Here is a 22418-nt window from a genome sequence, read left to right on the forward strand (position 1 = left end):
GGGGATCGGTCCCGGGGGTTAGTAAAGGAAGATCGATGGCAATCAAGGACGCGGGCTGGATGATTTCCAGCGATGTGGCTCACGAGGTCGCTTTCCGCATCGATGTGCCCGAACCGGAGCGTGGGCGGTGGGTGCTGTCGTACCTGCCCACGGCGCGGCGGGTGACGCGGGAACAGGCGCTGGCGGGGATCGCGCTGGCCGAGATGATCGTGCTCGAATTCGAAAGGCTCGGAGCGGGATTCGATGACGAGGTGGCTGCGCTGCACGCGGAGCTGCTCGGGCTCACCCTCACCGAGGTGGTCTGCCTGCTGGTGCTGCGCGGACTCGTGGTGGAGGGGGAGGAGTCGTCCGTGACCTGGAGGGGCGGTCACGGGCGGCGGGAAGTGAGCCGGTGATGTTCGATCTCGGGCCGTTCGTGTTCGTGTTGCCGCTGCGGCGGATCAACGCGGCCTGGTGCGCAATCCTTTTCGGGGTGGTGCTGGCGCTCGCGGTGGGGGTCATGCTGGTCGTGGCCACCAGTTGCGGGGGTGACATCAGCACCGATCCGGCGCCGGGCGGGGTCGCGCCGACCTCCGTGGGGGCGTGCGCACCGTTCTGTTCGATGGCCACGCCGGAGGCGCCGGCACAGGCGTGACCGGTGAGGCGGCGATGCCCCCGATGGTGTGCACCATCGGGGGCATTTCGCTGTCGGCATGCGCAGCGGTCAGAAGAGGGCCACGGCGGCGCAGAGGGCGGCGAGGGCGGTGACCTGCAGGGGGATGCGGGCCGCGAGGAGGGTGTCCCACTTGTCCTGCAGGGCACGGGCATTCGCGGGGATGACGCCCGATTGGGCGGCGGCGGTCTGGGCGGTGTTGATGGGCTTGGCGATGAGGGCGTAGCAGGCCAGCCAGGTCAGCAGGGCGGCCAGAGCGACGGCGGCGGCCACGGCGGCGCCGATATGGCCGCCGGCGGCGGCGAGGATCAGGGTGAGGACGACGGCGATCACGCCGCCGGCGCCGAAGGGCGGCATGCGCTTGTCGCCGTAGTAGTGGCCCCAGCCGGCGAACTTGGTGACCGAGGCATCGTCCAGGTGGCGAAGGGCCGAGCGGGTGATGACGGCGGCGGAGATGTCGGTGCCGTAGACGACGGCATTGGCGAGGATGGCGAGGGCGGCAATCGTCTGGCCGATGGCGATGAGCATGTCAGGAGGCCTTTCCGGGCTGGAATCTAGCGGCGCTAGGAACTGAAGCAAAGATAGCATCGGTATGGCTAGATTGTCTAGCGTCGCTAGAAAATGAATCCCGATGGGGCCCGCCGGATTTCGGATTTCGCCTGCGCAATAGACCCCCGGTGGTTCGGGTCACAAGCTTCAAGATCACAATGTGTTGTGAAGGTGCTCACATCTGGACGGCCATCGGCGCGTCATGCACCCGTGGTCGCGGTCACTCAAACAGTACGAGCGTTATGCAAAACTGCAGGTCAGGGTTACCGGCAAGTAGATCCCACCGCTGCTATTCGCAGGCTAATTTCGCAGGATTAGCAAAGGCCTGCTCAAAGCTAGCGGGGATTCACACTTGCAACAGGTAGACGCATATTTTTTCGTGTGCCATCGTGTGGAAGTACACCTCGCGGGCCTAGCAAGTCTGCAAATTGCCGCTCCAGCAGAGATCGAACACTGCGACGCTTCCCCGGCGCGTTGTTCGGCGAGCGGGGCAACCGAGACCGAACGAAGAAGTGGAGTCAGAGATGTCGAACGTCGGCACCCCGAAGACCGCTGCGGAGCTCCAGAAGGACTGGGACACCAACCCGCGCTGGAAGGGCATCACCCGTAACTACACCCCGGAGCAGGTCGTCAAGCTCCAGGGCAGCGTTGTCGAAGAGGCCACCCTCGCCCGCCGTGGCGCCGAGATCCTCTGGGAGGGTGTCAACGGCGACGGCTACATCCACGCGCTGGGCGCGCTGACCGGCAACATGGCCGTGCAGCAGGTCCGTGCCGGCCTGAAGGCCATCTACCTGTCCGGCTGGCAGGTCGCCGGCGACGCGAACCTCGCGGGCCAGACCTACCCGGACCAGTCGCTGTACCCGGCCAACTCGGTTCCGGCCGTGGTCCGCCGCATCAACAACGCGCTGCTGCGCGCCGACGAGATCGCCAAGACCGAGGGCGACACCGCCGTCGACAACTGGCTGGTCCCGATCGTCGCCGACGGCGAAGCCGGCTTCGGTGGCGCGCTGAACGTCTACGAGCTGCAGCGGGCCATGATCGCCGCGGGCGCCGCCGGCACCCACTGGGAAGACCAGCTGGCCTCCGAGAAGAAGTGCGGCCACCTGGGCGGCAAGGTCCTCATCCCGACCTCGCAGCACATCCGCACCCTGACCTCGGCCCGCCTGGCCGCCGACGTCGCCGATGCCCCCACCGTGGTCATCGCCCGCACCGACGCCGAGGCCGCCACCCTCATCACCACCGATGTGGACGAGCGCGACCAGCCGTTCATCACCGGTGAGCGCACCGCCGAGGGCTTCTTCCACGTGAAGAAGGGCATCGAGCCCTGCATCGCGCGTGCCAAGGCCTACGCCCCCTACTCCGACCTGATCTGGATGGAGACCGGCGTTCCGGACCTCGAGGTCGCCCGCAAGTTCGCCGAGGCCGTCAAGTCCGAGTTCCCGGACCAGCTGCTGGCCTACAACTGCTCGCCTTCCTTCAACTGGAAGCAGCACCTGGACGACGCCACCATCGCGAAGTTCCAGCGTGAGCTGGGCGCCATGGGCTTCAAGTTCCAGTTCATCACCCTGGCCGGCTTCCACGCCCTCAACTACTCCATGTTCGACCTGGCCTACGGCTATGCCCGCGAGGGCATGACCGCCTACGTCGACCTGCAGGAGCGCGAGTTCGCGTCCGAGGCCCGTGGCTACACCGCCACCAAGCACCAGCGTGAGGTCGGCGCCGGCTACTTCGACACCATCGCCACCACGGTCGACCCCAACACCTCGACCGCCGCGCTGAAGGGCTCGACCGAAGAGGGCCAGTTCCACTGAGCTCCTCCGCCTCCCCGCGACTTCAGCGGGCGGCAGAGAGCCGTCGGCCTGGGCAACCCGTGCCGTCGGCTGGGTGCCAACCCGATTTCGGGCGTACCCGGTGAGTTACCCGGACCCTCACGAAATCAGTTGTCACCTTTGGCAACCGATAGAGGTCTCACCCCGGGATGGCAGTCGCATCACACCTTCAGCCATCTCGGGGCCCCGAACCCGCCGGGAGGGGAGGCAAGGCCTCTCCCGGCGGAGTTCACCCGCCCTTCCCGTCGACAGCCCCGACGGGGAGGGCATTTCCCTATAACGTTCGAAGAGAAGATCTTTCGAACCATGAAGACCTTAAGAAGGCGCAGGGTCGAATCCGTTAGTCCGACGCCTTCACCCATCGCCACGACGGCCATACACAGCAGGAGCGGGCAGTGAGCAGCGAAAAGATTCAGCGCGTCGGGATCATCGGCGCCGGACAGATGGGCGCGGGCATCGCAGAGGTCTGCGCCCGGGCGCACGTCGATGTGCTCGTGTTCGAACAGACCCGGGAACTGGCCGCCGCCGGCCGCGCCCGCATCCTGCGGTCGCTGGACCGCGGGGTGTCCAGCGGCAAGATCACCGAGCGCGAGCGGGAGCAGACGGCCTGGCGGCTGCGCTTCACCTCCGACCTGGGTGACTTCGCCGACCGCCAGCTCGTGGTCGAGGCCGTCGTCGAGAACGAAGATGTCAAGACCGCCATCTTCAGCGAACTCGACAAGGTCGTCACCGACCCCAATGCCGTGCTCGCCTCCAACACCTCCTCCATCCCGATCATGAAGATCGCCGTGGCCACCAACAACCCCGAGCGGGTGGTGGGCATGCACTTCTTCAACCCGGTGCCGGTGCTGCCGCTCGTCGAGCTGGTCACCACCCTGAAGACCACCGAGGCCGTCACCAAGCGCGCCGAGCAGTTCGCCGCCGACGTGCTGGGCAAGCAGGTCGTGCGGTCCGCCGACCGCTCCGGCTTCGTGGTCAACGCGCTGCTGGTGCCGTACCTGCTGTCGGCCATCCGCATGGTCGAATCCGGCTTCGCCACCAAGGAAGACGTCGACAAGGCCATGGTGCTCGGCTGTGCCCACCCGATGGGCCCGCTGGCGCTCACCGACCTGGTCGGCCTCGACACCGTGAAGTCCATCGCCGACTCCATGTACGCGGAGTTCAAGGAGCCGCTGTACTCGGCGCCGCCGCTGCTGATGCGCATGGTGGAAGCCGGACTGCTGGGTAAGAAGACCGGCGCGGGCTTCTACCAGTACAACCGGGCTTGATCCTGACCCGCGCGGCGCTCGAGAGAGCGCCGCGCGCTTTTTACCGGGCATAAGCTGCAAACAGGTCGTTTCCGACCTGGCGGCTTCGGAAGGAGTGTCTCCGCTCATGGCGAACATTGCCGACGGATTCGGGTCCAGCATTCTGGGATACCCGCGAATCGGTCCCCACCGGGAACTCAAGCGTGCGCTCGAGTCGTATTGGCACGGCACGCTCTCGCGCGACGAGTTGCTCTCGGTCGGCCGCGAAATTCAGGAGAGCCAGTATCTGGAACTGGCCGCTACCGGGCTCACCCAGGTCCCCGGCAACACTTTCTCCTTCTACGACCACATTCTCGACAATGCGCTGCTCTTCGGCGCCGTCCCCAAGCGGTTCGAGCCTTATCGAGAAGGCTTGCACCCCTTGGACTTCTACTTCCTGATGGCTCGTGGTCGCCCCGACCTGCCGCCGCTCGAATTGGTCCGGCTGCTGAACACGCCGTACCACTATCGGCAGCCGGAACTCGAGACCGACACCGAATTCTCGCTGCACCCCGAGGCGCTGCTGGACGAATTCGACCGCGCCAAGGCGGCCGGCATCGAACTGCGTCCCGTCGTGCTCGGCCCGCTGTCCCTGCTGCTGCTGTCGAAAACCGGGCACGTGCCCGGCCAGACCGAATTCGACAAGCTGGTGCTGCTGGACAAGCTGCTACCCGTGTACGAGGAACTGTTCGAGATCCTCGCCAAGCGCGGCGCCACCTGCGTGCAGATCGACGAGCCCTGCTTCACCGCCGAACGCTCGCCGTCCACGCTGGAACTCTTCGAGAAGACCTACGCCCAGCTGTCCAAGGCCCCGCTGCGCCCGCGCATGCTGGTCACCGGCCAGTACGGCGACTTCGGCGAGGCCATCGAAATCCTGTGCCGCACTTCGGTGGAGGCCATCGGACTCGACCTGGCCAGCCACCGCACCCGGCCCGAGGACCTGGCGGCGATTCCCGGCATCCGCCGCAAGCGGCTGTACGCCGGCGTCATCAGCGGCACCAATGTGTGGCGCGCCGACCGGCACGTGACCCTGGAATACCTGAACGCGCTCGCCCAGGTGTGCCCGGACATGGTGGTGTCCACCGGCGCCACGCTGCTGCACGTGCCCTACGACCTGCTGGTCGAATACGAGCTGGAAGAGCCCCTCGCCGACCGCCTCGCCTTCGCGAAACAGAAGGTGCTGGAAGTGGTTTCGCTGGCCAAGGCCCTCACCGAGGGCCCGTCGGAGAAGTGGCGCAAGCGGCCCACCTCGGTGCACTTCAAGCAGAAGCACGCCGTGCGGCAGCGGGTGTACGCCGTCACCCCGCAGATGCGGGAACGCGAACCGTACGAGACCCGCAGGATCGCGCAGCAGGCGAAACTGCCGTTGCCTTTGGTGCCGGCCACCACGCTCGGCTCCTTCCCGCAGACCACCGCGGCCCGGCAGGCGCGGCACGACCTCGGCGAAGGGCGGCTGTCGTACGACGACTACCGCAAGATCATCGAATCCGAGATCGAGTCCACCATCCGCTTGCAGGAGGACATCGGCCTCGACGTGCTGGTGCACGGCGAGCACGAGCGCAACGACATGATCCAGTACTTCGCGGAGCTGCTCGACGGCTTCGCCACCACCCACAACGGCTGGGTGCAGGTGTACGGATCCCGGTGCGTGCGACCGCCGATCCTGTACGGCGACGTGGCACGCCCGGAACCCATGTCGGTGTCGTGGACCAGCTACGCCCAGTCGCTCACCGACAAGCCCGTCAAGGGCATGGTCACCGGCCCGGTCACCATGCTGGCGCGCTCGTTCGTGCGGCAGGACCAGCCGATGTTCGACACCGCGGACCAGGTGGCGCTGGCCATCCGGGACGAGGTCGTGGACCTGGAGAAGGCGGGCATCACCATCATCCAGGTGGACGAGCCGTCCATCCGGGAGCTGCTGCCGCTGCGCCCCAAGGGCCGCGCCGAATACCTGCGGTGGGCGGTGGGCGCGTTCAAGCTGGCCACCTCCGGCGTCCGGCCGGAGACCCAGATCCACACGCACATCGGCTATTCCAGCCGCGGCGACGTGCTGCAGGCCATCGAGGAACTGGACTGCGACGTGACCGCCATCGTCGCGACCCGCTCCATCGAATGGGTCCTCGAAGCGCTGAAGGAGGACACCGCGGAGGGTCGCGGTCTCACCCACGGCGTCGGCCCCGGTGTCTACGAGTCCCGTTCGGCCCGCATCCCGGACATCGACGAACTGGACGAACTGCTCACCGCCGCGGCCGAAGCCGTCAGCCCGGAACGCCTGTGGGCGAACCCGGACGGTGGCCTCAAGACCCGCCACCACTGGCAGCTGGATCCCTCCCTGCGCAATATGGTCGCGGCCGCCCGCCGCGTCCGCCGGCGCGCGGAGGCCGCCGGGGAGTCCTGATCACGAACCCGTCATGAAACGCGAATTAGCGTGGGGATCACGGTTTTCCGATCGAGGAGGCAACCATGGATCCGACGGGCAAGGGCAATCAGCAGGACGACCCGGAAACGGCCAAACAGTACAACGACACGTACAACCAGAAGGGTGACCAGGTCACGCCCGACCCGCCGTGGAAGACCGGTAACTAACGGTCCGTCCGCGGCCGGGTCAGCGTGAACTTGTCGACGGGAGTCAGTTCACTGCGCGGTCCGATGAGGGCGTAGTAGGTGGCGGTAATGGTGGTATTGCCGCCCGGGACACCGGGATCCACGTCGAAGCAGCAGAAGCCGTACGGATTCCTCATGTCCCGGAAGGCGGACCAGTCCGCCACCTCCGGCGCGATGACCGGCTCCTTCTTCCCCAGGATCGGCCCCACCTTGCCGAGCCCGGTGATCACATTGCAGTGCGGATCGGCGGACAACATGCCGGTGCTCGGCGCGGACGTGCCGCCACCGCCGATCACCAGGTGCACAGTGCCTTTCGAGGTGTCGTAGGGCCCCGCACCGGTATCCACCGGATGCGGGGTCAGCGCGCCCGGACCGGCGGTACCGCGGATCGGGAAACTGCGCTCGTAATGGTGCTCGTGCCCGCACAGCACCAGATCGACCTGATATTTGTCGAACAGCGGCAGCCAATTCTCGCGAATACCGAGATCGCCACCGTTGAAATCGGAGATCGCGGTGGAGACGGCGGTCTGGTGCATCACCACGATCACCCAGTCGATACCGCGATCGGCGCATGCGGCGCGCAATTCCTGCTCCAGCCAACGCTGTTGCGCGCCACCGGAATAGCCGCGCGACCGCGGGCGAATCGGAAGCGGCGGGCTGCCGCCACAATTCGGCCGAGCCATTGCCGCTGCCGGAGCGGAGCGCCATCACGCCCGCTCCGCCTGCCGCGATACCCACCGCCGCCGCCCCCGCGGCGGCGGCGCCGAACAATCCCCGTCTGCTCACTCCGCGCCCGGCCGGGGCCGCCTGCGGGGTGGTTTCCTCTGCCATGCCACGCAAGCTACTGACGGATCAGCACCCCGGCCATGCGGCGAACACCACGTCTACTGGGCGGAATTCGTGGTTGACGCGTAGCGGAATTCGTGACGGCGGTCAGATGGTGGAGGCGTCGATGACGAAGCGGTACCGCACGTCACTGGCGACCACCCGGTCGTACGCCGCGTCGATCTGATCGGCCGAAATGACCTCGATCTCCGCGCCGATCCCGTGCGCGGCACAGAAATCCAGCATCTCCTGGGTCTGCGGAATACCGCCGATCATGGAACCCGACAGCGAGCGCCGGAAACCCGCCAGCGTGGAAGCATTGATGCTGTAAGGGGTTTCGGGCAGGCCCAGCGCCACCAGGCTGCCGTCCAGCTTCAGCAGGCGCAGGTACTGCTCGATCGGCAGCTCCGCCGACACCGTATTGATGATGAGATCGAAGCTGCCGCGCAGCTTCTTGAAGGTGTCGCGGTCCTTGGTCGCGTAGTAGTGGTGCGCGCCGAACTTGCGGCCGTCCTCCTCCTTGGACAGGGAGTGGCTCAGCACGGTGACCTCCGCGCCCATGGCCGCGGCGATCTTCACGCCCACATGCCCCAGTCCGCCCATGCCGATGATGGCGACCTGCTTGCCCGGGCCCGCGTTCCAGTGCCGCAGCGGCGAGAACAGGGTGATGCCCGCGCACAGCAGCGGCGCGGCCACATCCAGCCCGATGCCCTCCGGAATGGACAGCACGAAGCTCTCGGTCACCACGACCTGCGTGGAGTAGCCGCCGAGCGTGTGCCCGCCCGCCTGCTGCTCCTCGGGGACGGCGGTGTTGTAGGTCCAGACGACGCCGTTCAGGCAGTACTGCTGTTCGCCGGCCAGGCACGGCTCGCAGTGGCCGCAGGAGCCGACCATGCAGCCCACGCCCACTCGGTCGCCCACCTGGTGCCGGGTGACCTCGGAGCCGACGGCGGCGACCAGGCCCGCGATCTCGTGGCCCGGGACACACGGGTAGGTGGTGCCGCGCCATTCGTTGCGCGCGGTGTGGATGTCGGAGTGGCAGATTCCGGCGTACTTCACGTCGATCAGCACATCGTGGGGGCCGAGCTCACGACGCTCGATGGTGACCTTTTCGAAGCGCCCGTCCGGGGCGGATACGGCATAAGCGGCAGCATTGCTCATGCATTCATTGCTACTCCCGCACTCGTCGGCTATCGACGGCGGGCCCTGTTTCACACGCTCGGCGCGGCACGCCCGGCAACCGGCAAACCCTCGGCATGCTGGGACGATGGCGATTCTGCTGGCTTGTGTCTCCATGTGCGTGACGCTCATCGGCGGACTGGTGGCGGTCCGCATCGGCGAGCGCAAACGGCTGGTGCTCGGCCTCGCCGCGGGCGTCATGCTCGGCGTGGTGGCCTTCGATCTGATGCCGGAGGCGCTCGAGGCCGACCGCAGCGAGGCGCTCGGCGTACCGGTGCCGCTGCTGGCCGCGGTGACCGGCTTCTTCACCGTGCACATCCTGGAGAAGACGGTCGCCATCCACACCGGGCACGAGGACGAATTCGGTTCGCACCACCACGGATTCGAATCGGTGGGCCTGCTGGCCGGGGCCGGACTGGTGTTCCACAGCGTGCTGGACGGTATCGGCATCGGCTTCGGATTCCAGGCGGCGGAGTCGATCGGGGTGGCGGTGGCCATCGCGGTCATCTGCCACGACTTCGCCGACGGCTTCAACACTTTCACCATCACCACGCTGTACGGCAATGCCCGGCGGAAGGGCCTGATCATGCTGGGCCTGGATGCGGTGGCGCCGGTCGTGGGCGCGGTGATCGGGACACTGGTGCGGGTGCCCAGCGGACTGGTCGGGCTGTACCTCGGATACTTCGCCGGGTTCCTGCTCTACCTCGCCACCGCCGACATCCTGCCCGAGGCACACGCCGGCAAACCCTCCAAGGGTCCACTGCTGTGCACGCTCGCCGGGCTCGCATTCATGCTGGCCATCGCCGCTTTCAGCCACTGAAACAGCCCTGATCCACTGAAATACTGGTACACCAGAAGGAAGAAACGCCCAGGGCCGACGGGCGACCGGCAGTCGGAGGGTCCCATGCACGACGACACGCGCCGCGCGACCCCCACGGGTGGCCGCCGATCCGGCTGGGGCGGAAAGTTTCTCGCCTTCCTCTTCGTCATCGTGCTCGGCGTCACCGGATTCCTCGGCTACCGCGGCGACCTGCCCCGCTTGTCCTTCGGCCCCGACGAGACCACCGCCAGCCTGGTCGGCCCCGCCCTGCCGCCACTCGACACCACCCTGGTCTCGCATCTGGCCGAACCGGCGCTGGTCAATGTCACCGCAGGTATCCGCCCCTACGGACTCGGCGCGGCCGGATCCGGCATCGTGCTCACCGCCGACGGCGAGATACTCACCAGCCAGCACGTCATCAAAGGCGCTGACACCGTGACGGTTTCGGATATCGGCACCGGCGCGACCTACCAGGCCACCGTCGCCGGCTACGACTCCGGCGCCGATATCGCACTGCTCGAACTGACCGGCGCGCACCGGCTCCCGGTCGCCCGCATCGGCAGCTCCGCACCCCTGCAACTGGGTGATCAGGTGCTGGCCATCGGCAATGCGGGCGGTACCGGATCACCGACGGCGGTCGGCGGTTCCATCACCAATCTGGACAGTTCCATCGTGGCCCGCAACGAGGCCGACCTGTCCCGGAAGTCCTTACACGACATGATCGAAGTGGCCGCGGCCGTCGCGGCCGGGCAGTCCGGCGGCGCCCTGGTGGACCGCTACGGCGCGGTCATCGGCGTCATCACCGCCGCCTCCGGTGATTTGCAGAAGGCGATCGGCCGCGGGCCCACCGGCTACGCCGTGCCCATCGACACCGCCATGAACGTGGTGCGCCAGATCCGTTCCGGCACACCGACGGACACCGTGCACATCGGCCCCACCGCGACGCTCGGCATCATGACCTCCGACGCCCAGCCCACCGGCGCGCGCATCGATATCGCCATCTACGGATTGCCCGCTTACACAGCGGGACTCAGCGAAGGGGAGGTGATCACGGCCCTCGACGGCCGGCCCATCACGTCCTCACAAATGCTGAAAGCCGCACTCAACGCCCATAAACCGGACGATGTAGTGCGGCTCGACATCAGCGACCCGGCCGACGGCCGGAAGACGGTGAACGTGACGCTCACCGTCGGACCGCCGAACTAGAAGCGCGAGTCCCAGTAGTCCTGGAACTGGATGTACACGATCAGGATGATCGTGGCGTAGAACAGCGCGACCAGCGTCCACCGCCATTCCACGATCACCTGCACGAACCCGCGGGAATTACCCCACAGCACATTCGTGGTCACGGCCAGCATGGCCGGCAGCACCGTCCACACCACCATGCACCACGGGCACAGCGCGTGAATCTCGAAGACGGCCTGGTAGACCAGCCAGACCACGGCGATGATGCCCGCGAACAGGCCCAGCCACAGTCCGCCCCACATCCAGCGGGGAAAACCGATGCCGCACACCGCGAGCACGCCGAGCGTGACCACCACCGAGAACCCGACCACACCGATGATCGGATTCGGGAACCCGAACAGCGACGCCTGCTTGGAATCCATCACCGTGGTGCAGGCCACCACCTGATCGATACTGCAGAGCGGTTTGTACCCCGGCTCGGTGAGCGCCTTGAACTTCTCGACCAGCAGCGTCACCGATGCCGCCCAGCCGAGCAGAGCTCCGATCAGCAGCGCCCACGCGGACCTGGTTGGTGCCGAGACGATCACTTGGCCGCGGCCTCGATGACCGACTTGATGCCGTCCGTGGTCATCAGCGCCTTGGGATCGTTGACCTGCTTGCCGTCCACCCACACCGACGGGGTCGACTGCAGACCGGTGGCGAAGACCGCCTTGGTCTCATCGGTCACGAAGGAGGCGTACTTGTTCGACTTGATGTCCGCCGCCACCGAGGGATCGGTGTAACCGGCGGCCTGGGCGATCGCGATCAGCTGATCGTCGGTCATGCCGTTGGCGCCTTCCGGCGGCTGCTTCTCGTACATGGTGCCCAGCCACGCCTGGAACTTGGCCGGGTCACTGGCGGCCACCACGTACGCGGCGTTCGCGGCGCGCGAGGAGTACTTGTTGCCGTTCGACGAGCGGTCCAGGAACGAGATGATGTTGTACTGGATCGTCGCCGTACCGCTCTGCACTTCCTGCTGCAGGGTGCTCGAGTTGGAGTGCTCGAACATCTGGCAGGCCGGGCACTGCAGGTCGGCCACGACCTGGATCTTCACCTTGGCGTTCGGGTTGCCGATGGTGATGGCGCCGCCCGGGGTGACATTCGGCGGCGTCGGCCCCGCGCTCGCGTCGTGCGTGACGGTGGGCGCGAAGCTGCCCGTCGCCGCCGTATTGCTCTTGTTGTTGTCCGACTTGCGCATCGCCAGGCCGATACCGATGGCCGCGACCAGACCCAGCAGCACGACCGCCACGCCGACCTGGATGAAGATCTTGCGATTTCGGTCGGCTCGCGCAGCTTTCGCGAGCGGGTTCTTGCGGTCACCCGGTTTATTGCTCACCTTTGCGCTCACCACACGCCTTCCGGTTGTCACGAATCGTCGGGGCCCATCTTGGCCCGTGAACCTGAGAGATTCCTAGCACAGGTCGACTTCGTGACACGCGGCATGTATCACGCCTGCGCGAGCCGCTTTTTCTGCTCGTTCACATCGAAGTCGGCGGGCGGCCAATCCAGCTTCAAACCCTGCAATGCGTCGATGAGCAATTCCGTCACCGCCAGATGGGAGTACCACTTGCGGTCACAGGGCAGCACGTACCAGGGCGCGTACTCGGTATTGGTGCGATCCAGCACGGCCTGATAGGCCTCCTGGTACTGCGGCCAGTAGGCGCGCTCGCCGATATCGTCCGGATTGAATTTCCAGAACTTGTCCGGCCGGTCCAGCCGCTGCGCGAGCCGCTTCTTCTGCTCGTCCAGGGAGACGAACATGGCGACCTTCACCAGCGTGGTGCCATTGTCGACGAGCTGCCGCTCCCACTTGTTGATCTCGTCGTAGCGCTTGCCCCACACCTCCGGCGCGACCAGCTCGTGCACGCGGACCACCAGCACGTCCTCGTAGTGCGAGCGATCGAACACGCCGATCTGCCCGCCGCGCGGCAGCTTTCGCTTGATGCGCCACAGGAAGTGATGCTTCTTCTCCTCGGGCGTCGGCACCCCGAAGGCCGCATGGTCCACACCCTGCGGGTCGACCGAGCCGATCACGTGCCGGACGATGCCGCCCTTGCCCGCGGTGTCCATGCCCTGCAGCACCAGCAGCACACTGCGGGTGTCACCGGACCGGCCGTTGGCGTAGAGCCGTTCCTGCAGATCGGACAGCACCGCACCGCGCTCCTGCAGGAGCTTCTCCCCGTCCTGCTTGTTGCCCTTGAAACCGGGAGTCGCCGCCGTGTCGATCTCGCCGACCCGCACACCGTCGGCGCGCAGAACTTTGGTGACGGGCTTCGACCAGGATGTCGCCTTTGCTGCCATTTGTCATGGGTAGCACACAGAATGAGGTTTCGGGCAGGCAACCGCGCCGAAAACAGAAGGTGGATCGTCAGCGAACTCGCGCCAACCGGACCAGATGGTCCGCCAATTCGTCATCGGTGACCGGCGTCAATGTCAGATCGTTCGCCGTGGTGAGCAGATAGCGGCCGTCACCCGAGAAATCCATCCAGGTGCGATGCCGGGTCGGCGGCGACAGCGGATTCGCGGGTTCGACTGTGACGGTGATGAATCCGCGCCCGTCCACCGGCTGCCGCAGCTTCCGGCGGAAACAGTCCGCGCCCCGATCATCGGTGGCGTCCGCCGCCGACGCATCCGGATGCAGCACGGCCCGCTGCGGTTCCCGCATGGCCGCCCCGCGCCCCGCCGGGGCCGAACCGATGATCTCGACCAACTGCCGTCCCAGATTCTCCGCCGGCATCAGCCGCACCGTGACCGTGTCCGGTTTGGCGATCAGAATCCCCGCCCGCTGCTGCGCCACGGCCGCGAAAGCGAGGATGCGGCGGGGCTCCGGACCGGCGGTGTGCTCACCGTAGAGCGTGACCGTGGTGGTGTCCGTGCGCGCGCACAAGGCCAGCGCCGAGGCCAGATCCGGATCGGTCCGGCGCAGATACCGCGGCCCGAATTGCGGTGCCACCACGGGGTTCTCGGCCCCCGGCAGGGTGTCGAGCGGGTACGGGTGCCGTTCCAGGCGAGTTTCGCGCGTCCAGACCAGAGCGAATTCGTCGGGGGTCAGAATCCATTTCACAGTGGGCGAGTTCCCCTCTCCTGCGGTGACCCTCCGACGGCGACATTACCGGAGGGGCACCCGGGGTGTGCCCCGTCAGGTACCCGCAAGAAATGTGAGGGGATTCACGTCCGAAACATCGTCGACCCCGCCCGGACGTGAACTGTCCCGGACGGGGTCCGCGGTGAAATCCGGCGAGTATCGGCCCGGCGCCGTCAGATCCGCTCGACGTCGATGGTGATGTCAGCCCCGCGCAGGCGCTCGGTGAGCGCATCACCCATGGCCGCGGCCGGCGTGAGAATGCCTGCCAGCTCCGGCAATTCGTCGAAGGCCAGGCACAGGCCGGACTGGCCCAGCATCACCGACGTGGCCTGGTAACCCGGATCGCCCTGACCGGCGAAGGTGCACAGGTACTTCGCACCCGAGGTGGTGTGCGCGAAGGTCCGCATGGTGAACCAGCCACTGCGGCGCGACTTCTCGCTCGGGCCGGTGCCGGGCTTCGGCACGATCCGATCCAGCAGCCGGCGCCCCGCCGCCACCCGCGACAGCACCGCACCGGTCGCCATGGTGGCCACGATGCCGCCCGCGATACCCGCCGCGACCAGCGGCGCGGTCGGCGACGAACCCACCCGCATGACCTCGCGGTAGCGGAAGTTCTTGCCGTACGGCCAGCCCAGCAGGCCATTGGAGCGGCGCACGATCTTGGTGTTGTGCGCGGCCATCACGAAGGTCGCCACCCAGCCGTCCAGACTCGGATCGATGGACGCGGCCCGCTGCAGCGCCTGATCGGTCTGCCGGCCCACATCCGGTTCCAGGGACTTGTCCGGGCTCAGCGAATACGGGTGCGACATGATCGACGCCTTGGCCGGATCGGCCGCGATGGCCTCCATCATGGCCCGGCCGGAATCCACGGTGCCGCCGCTCACCCCGCCCTTGAACGCGGCCACCAGGGTGACATCGGTCAGCTCGCCGGTGTTGTCGTCGACACTGTGCTTGTACAGCTGGTAGACACTCAGATCCGACGGAATCGAGTCGTAGCCACAGGAATTCACGATCTTCGCACCGGTCTGCGCGGCGCGTTCGCCGAAACGGTCGATGCCCTCGCGGATGAACAACGGCTCACCGGTGAGATCCGCGTAGTGCGTGCCGTTCTCGGCGCAGGCCTGCACCAGCGGCAGACCGTAGCGCAGGTACGGGCCGACCGTGGTGACCACGACCTTCGTCCGCGCCGCCAGCGCGTCCAGGCTGGCCTGATCCGTCGAATCCGCCTGCACCAGCGGCCAATCCGCGGCCACCGGCCCCAGCTCGGCGCGCACCGCGGCCAGCTTCTGCTCGGACCGGCCCGCCAGGGCGATGCGCGCGCCCGCGGGCGCGGCGCCGGTCAGATATTCCGCGGTCAGCTTGCCGACGAAGCCGGTCGCGCCGAATAGGACGATGTCGAATTCCCGGTCAGCCATAGATAATTCCCGTCAGGTAGGGGTCACGCCTTCCGCTCCATAATCCTGCGCTAGGCGCGCTTGCGAGACTTCTTCGCGGGTCCGGTGGTCGGCGCCGGCGCCGGACGGCTCGCCAGCCACTCGTGATGCGCGCGACCGAGTTCCGTGACCGGCTCATCCCCGTACAGCCATTCCCGGGCGATGCGATGCCAGTTCCCGGTCGCCTCCAACTGCCCCAGCATCCCGAAGGTGAGGAAATCGGCGCGCCGCGAGAACAGGTGCTCGGGCGGCAGATTCTGCTGCTTCATACCCGTGAACTCACTGGCCCGCGGATCCACGGCCAGCACGAATGCGCCCGAAGCCAACTCGGGGGTGATGGTGAGATCCTCGTCGACCAGCGCCCATTCGCAGGCCGCCAGCACGTACTCCAGGCATTCCTCCGGCGTGATCTCCTCCGGCGAATCGATCACGCCGCGCTCGACCATCAGATCCCGCAGGTCCTCCGCGCGTTCCTCGGCGGCCGCGCGAATACAGGTGGCCTCGAACTGCACGTGCTCCGGATCCATCCGGTTGTAGAGCCCGAAATCCAGGAACGCCACCCGGCCGTCCGCGCCGAGCAGCAGATTGCCCGGATGCGGGTCACCGCAGAACTCGTTGAAGGTGAACAGCGATCCCACATAGAAGCGGTAGATGATCTCGCCGATGCGGTCGCGCTCCGCGTCCGGCAGCTGCCGGATCTCCTCGAAACCGCGGCCCGGGAAGTATTCGCTCACCAGCACGCGGGTGGTGGACAGTTCGGGAAATGTGCTGGGCACGAAGATGAACGGATGCCCGGTGTACAGCTCGGCGATCTGCTTCTGGGTGTTCGCCTCGGCGACGTAGTCGAGTTCGCTCTCCAGATTCAGCCGCAGTTCGTCCAGCACGGCCGGGGTCACCCACGGCATGGCCGACTGCAGGATGCGGCGGAACATGGCCAGGTTCTTCAGGTCCGCGCGGACCGCCGCGTCGATACCCGGGTACTGCACCTTCACCGCGACCTGCCGGCCGTCGTGCAAGCGCGCCAGGTACACCTGGCCGATCGACGCCGCCGCAATGGGTTCCGGGGAGAACTCGGCGAACACCTCGTTCAGCGGTTTGCCGAAGTCCTCTTCGATGACGGCCGTCATGACCTCGAAGGACACCGAGGGCGCACTGTCGCGGAGCACTGCCAGGCGGCGCTGGAACCGTTCCCGATGTTCGGGCGGAACCAGATCCAGGTCCAGCACGGACAGCATCTGCCCGAGCTTCATCGCGACGCCCTTCATGGTGCCGAGCACCATGACCATCTGTTCGGTCGCCCGGATCATGGAATCCTCGGCCATGCGAGCACGGACCGCCTCCGAACGCCCGCGCATGGAGCGGCGCGTGCGCTGAGCTCGGATGGCATTACCGGCGACGGCCATTCCAAGCTTCGTTCCCCGCGCAAGCCTGGATGTGGGCAGCTCTTTCGCCATCAGTGACCCTCCATGGGAGCCAACACCCCCGTTGGTGCCGACACGGCGGAAAAACCCATCGGTGTGGTCCGCCAGCATCAGCCTAACCACACCGCTACCTACGGTGCTAGCACTCAGCTAGCGGTATTCTCCGCATCCGGTAGGACATGCTGCTTGGAGTTGAAATAGTGCCGGTCACCGCCCGCTCGGACCATGCCCTCGATGGCGCTCCACGCCATCATCGTCAGGTAGTCGAGCATCTCCTCGCTGGACATGGTGCGGTTGGTGATCCACCAGTCCGTCGCCAGCTGCACGCCGCCGACCAGGACATAGGCCCACAGCATCGACCCTTCGGTCTGGATGCCGCGATCGAACGCCTTGTCCACGATGACCGCCGAAACCACCTGCGCGAACAGCTTCTCGAAGTCGGCGAGGGTGGTGGTCTCGGTGGCAGAGCCGTTGCCCATGATGAAGCGGTAGACATCGGTATCCGAGTCGACCGTGTGCACGTACGCCGCGAGCGTATTGCGGACCAGCTGGTACTCGTCGAGATCATCGCTGATGGCCTCGTAGATGCGAGGCATGAGCGTGGTCTCGATGAACCGTTCCATGGTGGCGCGGGTCAGATCCTGCTTGTCCGAGAAATACCGGTACAGCACGGTTTTCGACACGCCGATCTCGGCGGCGATCTCGTCCATGCCGGCGTCCCCGCCGCGCTTGCGAATGGCGGCGAGCGTGCCGTCGACCAATTCCTCACGGCGGTCGATCTTGTGCTGCTGCCAGCGCTTCTTGCGGCCGTCTACCCGGCCTCCGCGGCTGCTGGTGGCGGCGTCCACGGCGGCGCTCACGGTCCCCTTGGTGGTCAGCGTGGGGCTCCTTCGTCGCGTGTTGTGCTGGGCGTATTCAGCTTAAGCCTCGCATGCGACGGATCGCCGCCGATCGGGACGGGCCCGTGCGCAGCGACTTCGTCACAGCACGGGCCAGAATGGAACACATGGAGCAACCTGCCGGCAGTGCCGGGGTACTCGACGTGAACGACCGTAAGTCCATCAACGCCGCCCCACCGGGCGGTGCGTTCGCCGACCTCCTCGACGAGGAGGGCAAGAAGCGCGAACTCCGCCGGATGAAGGCCATTGCCACCGGGTTCCTCGCCGCCGCGACCGTCATCTATCTGGTCTGCGCCTGGCTCGAATCGCGGAGCAGCGTCGCGGGCTGGGTGGGTTATGTGAAGGCCGCGTCCGAGGCCGGCATGGTCGGTGCGCTGGCGGACTGGTTCGCCGTCACCGCCTTGTTCCGGCATCCGCTCGGGCTGCCGATTCCGCACACGGCCATCATCCGCAAGAAGAAGGACCAATTGGGTGCGGGCCTGGGCGATTTCGTGCGCACCAATTTCCTCTCCCCGGATGCCGTTGCGGCGAAGGTGAATTCCGCGCAGATCTCCTTCCGGGTGGGCCGCTGGATGGCCGATCCGGCGCATGCCGAACGCATAGCCGAGGAGAGCGCGACCATGCTGCGCGCGGTGATCGGGGTGCTGCGGGACGAGGACGTCGAGCAGATCATCGACCACACCATCGTCAAGCGGATCGCCGAACCGCTGTGGGGGCCGCCCATCGGCAAGGTGCTGCACGAGCTCATCGCCGAGAACCGGCAGGCCCCGCTGCTGGACCTGCTGGCCGAGCGGGCGCATCAGTGGGCGCTGGACTCGCAGGAGACGCTGGACCGGATCGTGAACCGGGACGCGCCCTCCTGGGCGCCGAAATTCGTGAATTCGCTGCTGGCCGAGCGCATCTATCGGGAGCTGGTCGAATTCACCTGGAAAGTCCGGACGCAGCCCGATCATGATGTGCGGCTGGCGGCCAATCGTTTTCTCGAGGAATTCGCGCACGATCTGCAATTCGACGACGCGATGATCAAGAAAGCGGAGAAGATCAAGACCGAGTTGATGGGCCGGCAGGAGATCACCGGCATGGCGCACGCCACCTGGCGGGCCGCCAAGCGGATGATCCTGGAGTCGGCCGAGGATCCGAACTCGACGCTGCGGCGCAAGGTGGCCGAGAACGTGCAGCAGTTGGGCGAGCGCCTCGAGGCGGATCCGGAGATGCGTGACAAGGTGGACGGGTGGCTGGAACGCGGTGTCCGCTATCTGGTCACCAACTACGGCGCCGAGGTCGCGACGCTGGTGAGCGACACGGTTGCTCGCTGGGACGCGGAGGAGGCGAGTAAGAAGATCGAATTGGCGGCCGGGCGCGATCTGCAATTCATTCGCATCAATGGCACGGTCGTGGGTTCGCTGGCCGGACTCGTGATCTACACGATTTCACATTTGCTGTTCCATATCTGATCATTCGTCCAGAAATACTTGACAGGTGTAGCGCCGGCGGTTTGCCGGAATGGTGCTAGCAGAGTGCTTGCAAGAGTTAGCACACCGCTCTAGAATTGACCTCACAACCGCCGGAAGGTGCGTGATGAAACACGATCCCGAGGTTCCCGAACCGATCGAAGGCGACGCAGCGGAGACGTCCGCCGCCGCAGATCGGAACGGTCGTGTCGCCAATGCGGCGCACGACATCGGGGGCTTCATCCGGTCCCAACGCGAGGCCGCTCAGGTCTCGCTGCGGCAGCTCGCACAGCTGGCGGGGGTGAGCAATCCGTACCTCAGCCAGATCGAACGCGGATTACGGAACCCATCCGCCGAGGTTCTCGCGCAGATCGCCAAGGGTCTGCGGGTCTCCTCGGAGGTTTTGTACATGCGGGCCGGGTACCTCGAACAGAGGCCGCACGGTCCGGTCCGGGACGCACTGCTCGCCGACGCCGGTCTCACCGAACGTCAGAAACAGGTGCTCCTGGACATCTACGAATCGTTCCGCCGCGAGAACGCGGCGAACGAGGAGTTTGGGGACGCGACGGACCCGAAGGGGGGCGTTCCCGGGGGAGACAGGGGCAACGACGCCCCGGCAAGGGACAACGAGGTTCCGCACCGCATCACCGAAGTTCCGCCACGCAGGGAGACCGAACAACCATGACCGAACAGAACCTCACCGCCACCGTCACCAAGCCGATCTACGCCACCGTCGGCGCCGGCGACGCCCTCTACGCCGCCGTCCTCGACGTCTACTCGCAGCTGCGCGAGCGCGCCGGCTCGGCCGACATCTCCGGCCGCGTCGAAGAGGCTCGCGAGCGCGTCGCCAACCTCCCGGCCGACGCCCAGGAGCGCATCGAGACCCTGCGCCAGCGCGTGCAGGCCCTGCCCTCCGAGCTGCCCGAGGACCTGGCCGAGCTGCGCGAGAAGGCCACCCCCGAAGAGCTGCGCAAGCTGGTCGACCAGTACTACCACCAGCTGCTGGACCTCTACGCCGACCTGGCCGCCCGCGGCGAGGAGACCGTCGAGAAGCTGCGCACCTCGAACCCGACCTTCGAAGGCCGGATCGAGCAGGTCGAGACCCTGCTGAACGACGTGGTCGCCCAGACCCAGGACGTGTTCGACAAGGTCACCACGCAGTACGGCTCCTACCTGGGCCTGGCCAAGGACGAGGCCGCGGAGGCGGACGAGACCGTCGACGGCGAGATCGTCGCAGTGACCACCGAGTCGACCCCTGCCGACGACGCCGAAGAGCCCAAGAAGGCGACCGCCGCCAAGAAGGCTCCGGCGAAGAAGGCCCCGGCCAAGAAGGCCGCCCCCGCCGCCAAGAAGTAGGCAGCATCCGCGCGGGCATCCCGCACGAAAAACCTTGTGGCCCTCGCACACTGACGTGTGCGAGGGCCACGGTCGTCGAGGCGCGCGGTCGGCGACCGAAGCCTGCACTTCCCGTGCGTGTATGGGGTGCGTTTCGAATGGTCGTGTCGGCGTATGGAACCCGTGGTGAACTGGGCGCGGCTCCGTATGATGGATCGGGTGAGCGGAATTCCGAGCTTGATTCTGTGGGTGTTGCAGCTGGCCGCACTCGGCATGACGGTGTTCGCGCTCGTGCATGCGATCCGGCAGCGGCCGGATGCCTTCACCGCGGTGGGGAAGTTGACCAAGCCGGTGTGGCTGGCGATTCTGCTGGCGTCGCTGGGCGCGCTGCTGCTGGTGCACAGTCCGGTCGGGCTGCTGGGGATCGCGGCGGTCGTGGCGACCGGGGTGTATCTGGCCGATGTGCGGCCGAAGGTGGATGAGATCCAGCGCGGTCCGCGCTGGTAGATCCGATATTTCAGGCTTTCCGGCCGTCGTCCCGCGGGGACGGCGGCCGGATTTCTTTCTGTCCCGGCCCGCGCATTGGGAGATATCACGATCACGGCGCGCGTTCTGCGTGGTTCGTCCCGGATTCGAAACTTTTCGGTGCTTGCTACTGGCTAGCACCGGCAAGCGGGGGTTACTGTATCGAGCAGTAACACAAAGGAGTGTCCTATGCAGGCGACGTTGCCTACCCCAGCGGACCTCACCCGGAAGGTCCGCGACCTGGTCCGCGCACATCGGGCGGCCCTGCGTACCCGTACCTACGGGAACGCGGATCTCAACCCCCCGGCCGGCCCCTACGAGGTCATCCCGGTCACCGGCCCGGACGGCGCCCGCCTCCGGGTGCACGCCTACGGCCCCGCCGACGGCGACACCCTCGTCCTGGTGCACGGCTGGACCTGCAGCCTCGAATACTGGAACCCCCAGATCAACGCCTTCGCCGGCGAATACCGCGTCATCACCTACGACGTCCGCGGCCACGGCGAGAGCGAGTTCGGCACCGCCGCCCTCAGTACCGACCTGCTGGCCGACGACCTGTCGGCCGTCCTCGCCGCCGCCCTGAAGCCCGGGCAGCGCTGCGTACTGGTCGGGCACAGCCTCGGCGGCATGACGATCCAGGCCTGGGCCGGTCGCTACCCGCAGCAGGTCGCGCAGCGCACCCGCGCGGTGCTGATGACCAATACCGCCGCCGGCGACCTGATCGCCGAGACCACGGTGGTCCCGTTCTTCAATCGCGGTATCGCCAAGCTGCCGTTCCTGATCGGCCTGCTGGGCCTGAGCGCGCCCATCGTCTTCCCGCCGCTGCCGCCGGTGCAGTGGATCTTCCGGCGCCAGATCATGAGCCTGGCCTCGACCGGCGATGTCGCGGAATACGCGCAGAACATCGTGCGGGCCTGCCCGGCGCGGGTGCGCGGCCGCTTCGGCACCTTGCTGGCGCAGCTGGACGTGGGCCGTGGCGCGGAGCAGCTGACGGTGCCGACGACGATCCTCGCCGGCTCGGCGGATGATCTTACGCCGGAAGTGCATTCGGAGCGCATCGTCGAGATGTTGCGCGCCGCGGGCAGTTTCGACGCGTATCGGATACTCCCGACCGGTCATCTCGGAAATGTGGAGGCATACCGCGAGTTCAACGAGGAGCTCGCGCGTGTTGCCAGGTCCGCCTTCGGGATTCCCGCGCGGGTGGTGGGTGCCTGAGGGTGGGGAGTGGTTTCCCACCCTTGGGGTCCTACTCGGGGGCACAAACCTCCGCGACGATGTGTTGTAGGTAATGGAAGTTCCGCGAT

General features: G+C 66.7%; 22 protein-coding genes and 1 pseudogene. 13 read left to right on the plus strand and 10 right to left on the minus strand.

Going from position 1 to position 22418, the window contains the following annotated elements; all coding sequences use genetic code 11:
- The first annotated feature begins 35 nt into the window (after window positions 1-35).
- Window positions 36-395 (plus strand): hypothetical protein, encoded by a 360-nt coding sequence (locus tag ACH438_RS37685; RefSeq protein ID WP_397014387.1) that lies wholly within the window; start codon window positions 36-38, stop codon window positions 393-395.
- On the plus strand, window positions 395-634 hold the full coding sequence (locus ACH438_RS37690; protein WP_397014389.1) for a hypothetical protein: 240 nt from the start codon (window positions 395-397) through the stop codon (window positions 632-634). Before ACH438_RS37685 ends, ACH438_RS37690 begins: the two co-directional genes overlap by 1 nt.
- Before the next feature lie 69 nt (window positions 635-703).
- On the opposite strand, the gene ACH438_RS37695 is transcribed toward ACH438_RS37690, so the two are convergent.
- Window positions 704-1180 carry a DUF1772 domain-containing protein gene (locus ACH438_RS37695; RefSeq protein WP_397014391.1) on the minus strand — a complete coding sequence of 159 codons (477 nt, stop codon included), beginning with the start codon at window positions 1178-1180 and terminating at the stop codon, window positions 704-706.
- Between the two features lie 545 nt (window positions 1181-1725).
- Here ACH438_RS37695 and aceA point away from each other — a divergent pair.
- From aceA to ACH438_RS37715, 4 genes are all read left to right on the plus strand, one after another.
- Window positions 1726-3012, plus strand: a complete 1287-nt coding sequence (gene aceA, locus ACH438_RS37700) for an isocitrate lyase (protein ID WP_397014392.1) — start codon at window positions 1726-1728, stop codon at window positions 3010-3012.
- A gap of 413 nt (window positions 3013-3425) precedes the next feature.
- Window positions 3426-4298: a 3-hydroxybutyryl-CoA dehydrogenase gene (locus ACH438_RS37705; RefSeq protein WP_397014394.1), complete on the plus strand. Its 873-nt coding sequence runs from the start codon at window positions 3426-3428 to the stop codon at window positions 4296-4298.
- Between the two features lie 106 nt (window positions 4299-4404).
- A complete protein-coding gene (gene metE / locus ACH438_RS37710; RefSeq protein ID WP_397014396.1) occupies window positions 4405-6714 on the plus strand; it encodes a 5-methyltetrahydropteroyltriglutamate--homocysteine S-methyltransferase in 2310 nt (769 codons plus the stop codon).
- A gap of 65 nt (window positions 6715-6779) precedes the next feature.
- Window positions 6780-6902 carry a hypothetical protein gene (locus ACH438_RS37715; RefSeq protein ID WP_397014398.1) on the plus strand — a complete coding sequence of 41 codons (123 nt, stop codon included), beginning with the start codon at window positions 6780-6782 and terminating at the stop codon, window positions 6900-6902.
- Here ACH438_RS37715 and ACH438_RS37720 read toward each other — a convergent pair.
- Both ACH438_RS37720 and ACH438_RS37725 read right to left on the minus strand, forming a co-directional pair.
- Window positions 6899-7549, minus strand: a pseudogene (locus ACH438_RS37720) (metallophosphoesterase); the annotation flags it as partial. The gene ACH438_RS37715 and the pseudogene ACH438_RS37720 overlap by 4 nt on opposite strands.
- Before the next feature lie 304 nt (window positions 7550-7853).
- The gene (locus ACH438_RS37725) at window positions 7854-8906 is read right to left on the minus strand and encodes an NAD(P)-dependent alcohol dehydrogenase (protein WP_397014400.1); all 1053 of its coding nucleotides are present in this window, start codon (window positions 8904-8906) and stop codon (window positions 7854-7856) included.
- 106 nt (window positions 8907-9012) lie between these two features.
- On the opposite strand from ACH438_RS37725, the gene ACH438_RS37730 reads away from it, so the two are divergent.
- Entirely contained in the window at window positions 9013-9744 is a 732-nt protein-coding gene (locus ACH438_RS37730) for a ZIP family metal transporter (RefSeq protein WP_397014402.1), read from the plus strand.
- 84 nt (window positions 9745-9828) lie between these two features.
- On the plus strand, window positions 9829-10950 hold the full coding sequence (locus ACH438_RS37735) for a S1C family serine protease (protein WP_397014404.1): 1122 nt from the start codon (window positions 9829-9831) through the stop codon (window positions 10948-10950).
- Here ACH438_RS37735 and ACH438_RS37740 read toward each other — a convergent pair.
- From ACH438_RS37740 to ACH438_RS37770, 7 genes are all read right to left on the minus strand, one after another.
- A complete protein-coding gene (locus ACH438_RS37740) occupies window positions 10947-11516 on the minus strand; it encodes a vitamin K epoxide reductase family protein (RefSeq protein WP_397014406.1) in 570 nt (189 codons plus the stop codon). The two genes, ACH438_RS37735 and ACH438_RS37740, sit on opposite strands and share 4 nt — an antisense overlap.
- Window positions 11513-12304, minus strand: a complete 792-nt coding sequence (locus ACH438_RS37745) for a DsbA family protein (protein WP_397014408.1) — start codon at window positions 12302-12304, stop codon at window positions 11513-11515. Before ACH438_RS37745 ends, ACH438_RS37740 begins: the two co-directional genes overlap by 4 nt.
- 110 nt (window positions 12305-12414) lie before the next feature.
- On the minus strand, window positions 12415-13269 hold the full coding sequence (locus tag ACH438_RS37750) for a polyphosphate kinase 2 family protein (RefSeq protein ID WP_397014410.1): 855 nt from the start codon (window positions 13267-13269) through the stop codon (window positions 12415-12417).
- Between the two features lie 67 nt (window positions 13270-13336).
- The gene (locus ACH438_RS37755) at window positions 13337-14032 is read right to left on the minus strand and encodes an ESX secretion-associated protein EspG (protein WP_397014412.1); all 696 of its coding nucleotides are present in this window, start codon (window positions 14030-14032) and stop codon (window positions 13337-13339) included.
- A gap of 194 nt (window positions 14033-14226) precedes the next feature.
- A complete protein-coding gene (locus ACH438_RS37760) occupies window positions 14227-15468 on the minus strand; it encodes a saccharopine dehydrogenase family protein (protein WP_397014414.1) in 1242 nt (413 codons plus the stop codon).
- A 50-nt stretch (window positions 15469-15518) separates the two neighbouring features.
- Window positions 15519-16940, minus strand: coding sequence for an ABC1 kinase family protein (locus ACH438_RS37765; protein ID WP_397014416.1), 1422 nt, complete (start codon window positions 16938-16940; stop codon window positions 15519-15521).
- A 113-nt stretch (window positions 16941-17053) separates the two neighbouring features.
- Window positions 17054-17767 carry a TetR/AcrR family transcriptional regulator gene (locus ACH438_RS37770; RefSeq protein WP_397014418.1) on the minus strand — a complete coding sequence of 238 codons (714 nt, stop codon included), beginning with the start codon at window positions 17765-17767 and terminating at the stop codon, window positions 17054-17056.
- Window positions 17768-18042: 275 nt separating this feature from the next.
- Between ACH438_RS37770 and ACH438_RS37775 the strand changes: the two genes are divergently transcribed.
- The 5 genes from ACH438_RS37775 to ACH438_RS37795 all read left to right on the plus strand — a co-directional run bounded on the left by ACH438_RS37775 (window position 18043) and on the right by ACH438_RS37795 (window position 22329).
- Complete coding sequence (locus ACH438_RS37775) at window positions 18043-19260, plus strand: DUF445 domain-containing protein (RefSeq protein WP_397014684.1); 1218 nt, start codon at window positions 18043-18045, stop codon at window positions 19258-19260.
- Between the two features lie 124 nt (window positions 19261-19384).
- Window positions 19385-19942, plus strand: coding sequence for a helix-turn-helix domain-containing protein (locus tag ACH438_RS37780; protein WP_397014420.1), 558 nt, complete (start codon window positions 19385-19387; stop codon window positions 19940-19942).
- The gene (locus ACH438_RS37785) at window positions 19939-20613 is read left to right on the plus strand and encodes a heparin-binding hemagglutinin (protein ID WP_397014422.1); all 675 of its coding nucleotides are present in this window, start codon (window positions 19939-19941) and stop codon (window positions 20611-20613) included. The genes ACH438_RS37780 and ACH438_RS37785 overlap by 4 nt, the downstream gene beginning before the upstream one ends.
- Before the next feature lie 189 nt (window positions 20614-20802).
- Window positions 20803-21099: a DUF2516 family protein gene (locus ACH438_RS37790; RefSeq protein WP_397014685.1), complete on the plus strand. Its 297-nt coding sequence runs from the start codon at window positions 20803-20805 to the stop codon at window positions 21097-21099.
- Between the two features lie 207 nt (window positions 21100-21306).
- Window positions 21307-22329, plus strand: coding sequence for an alpha/beta fold hydrolase (locus ACH438_RS37795; protein WP_397014424.1), 1023 nt, complete (start codon window positions 21307-21309; stop codon window positions 22327-22329).
- Window positions 22330-22418 lie beyond the last annotated feature (89 nt).

The organism is Nocardia sp. NPDC020380, from assembly GCF_044386975.1.
Classification (GTDB): domain Bacteria; phylum Actinomycetota; class Actinomycetes; order Mycobacteriales; family Mycobacteriaceae; genus Nocardia.

Coding starts and splice junctions, on each gene's coding strand:
- ACH438_RS37685 (WP_397014387.1), top strand. CDS start 36: ATGGCAATCAAGGACGCGGGCTGGATGATTTCCAGCGATGTGGCTCAC.
- ACH438_RS37690 (WP_397014389.1), top strand. CDS start 395: ATGTTCGATCTCGGGCCGTTCGTGTTCGTGTTGCCGCTGCGGCGGATC.
- ACH438_RS37695 (WP_397014391.1), bottom strand. CDS start 1,180: ATGCTCATCGCCATCGGCCAGACGATTGCCGCCCTCGCCATCCTCGCC.
- aceA (WP_397014392.1), top strand. CDS start 1,726: ATGTCGAACGTCGGCACCCCGAAGACCGCTGCGGAGCTCCAGAAGGAC.
- metE (WP_397014396.1), top strand. CDS start 4,405: ATGGCGAACATTGCCGACGGATTCGGGTCCAGCATTCTGGGATACCCG.
- ACH438_RS37715 (WP_397014398.1), top strand. CDS start 6,780: ATGGATCCGACGGGCAAGGGCAATCAGCAGGACGACCCGGAAACGGCC.
- ACH438_RS37725 (WP_397014400.1), bottom strand. CDS start 8,906: ATGAGCAATGCTGCCGCTTATGCCGTATCCGCCCCGGACGGGCGCTTC.
- ACH438_RS37730 (WP_397014402.1), top strand. CDS start 9,013: ATGGCGATTCTGCTGGCTTGTGTCTCCATGTGCGTGACGCTCATCGGC.
- ACH438_RS37735 (WP_397014404.1), top strand. CDS start 9,829: ATGCACGACGACACGCGCCGCGCGACCCCCACGGGTGGCCGCCGATCC.
- ACH438_RS37750 (WP_397014410.1), bottom strand. CDS start 13,269: ATGGCAGCAAAGGCGACATCCTGGTCGAAGCCCGTCACCAAAGTTCTG.
- ACH438_RS37760 (WP_397014414.1), bottom strand. CDS start 15,468: ATGGCTGACCGGGAATTCGACATCGTCCTATTCGGCGCGACCGGCTTC.
- ACH438_RS37765 (WP_397014416.1), bottom strand. CDS start 16,940: ATGGCGAAAGAGCTGCCCACATCCAGGCTTGCGCGGGGAACGAAGCTT.
- ACH438_RS37775 (WP_397014684.1), top strand. CDS start 18,043: ATGAAGGCCATTGCCACCGGGTTCCTCGCCGCCGCGACCGTCATCTAT.
- ACH438_RS37780 (WP_397014420.1), top strand. CDS start 19,385: ATGAAACACGATCCCGAGGTTCCCGAACCGATCGAAGGCGACGCAGCG.
- ACH438_RS37785 (WP_397014422.1), top strand. CDS start 19,939: ATGACCGAACAGAACCTCACCGCCACCGTCACCAAGCCGATCTACGCC.
- ACH438_RS37790 (WP_397014685.1), top strand. CDS start 20,803: ATGGATCGGGTGAGCGGAATTCCGAGCTTGATTCTGTGGGTGTTGCAG.
- ACH438_RS37795 (WP_397014424.1), top strand. CDS start 21,307: ATGCAGGCGACGTTGCCTACCCCAGCGGACCTCACCCGGAAGGTCCGC.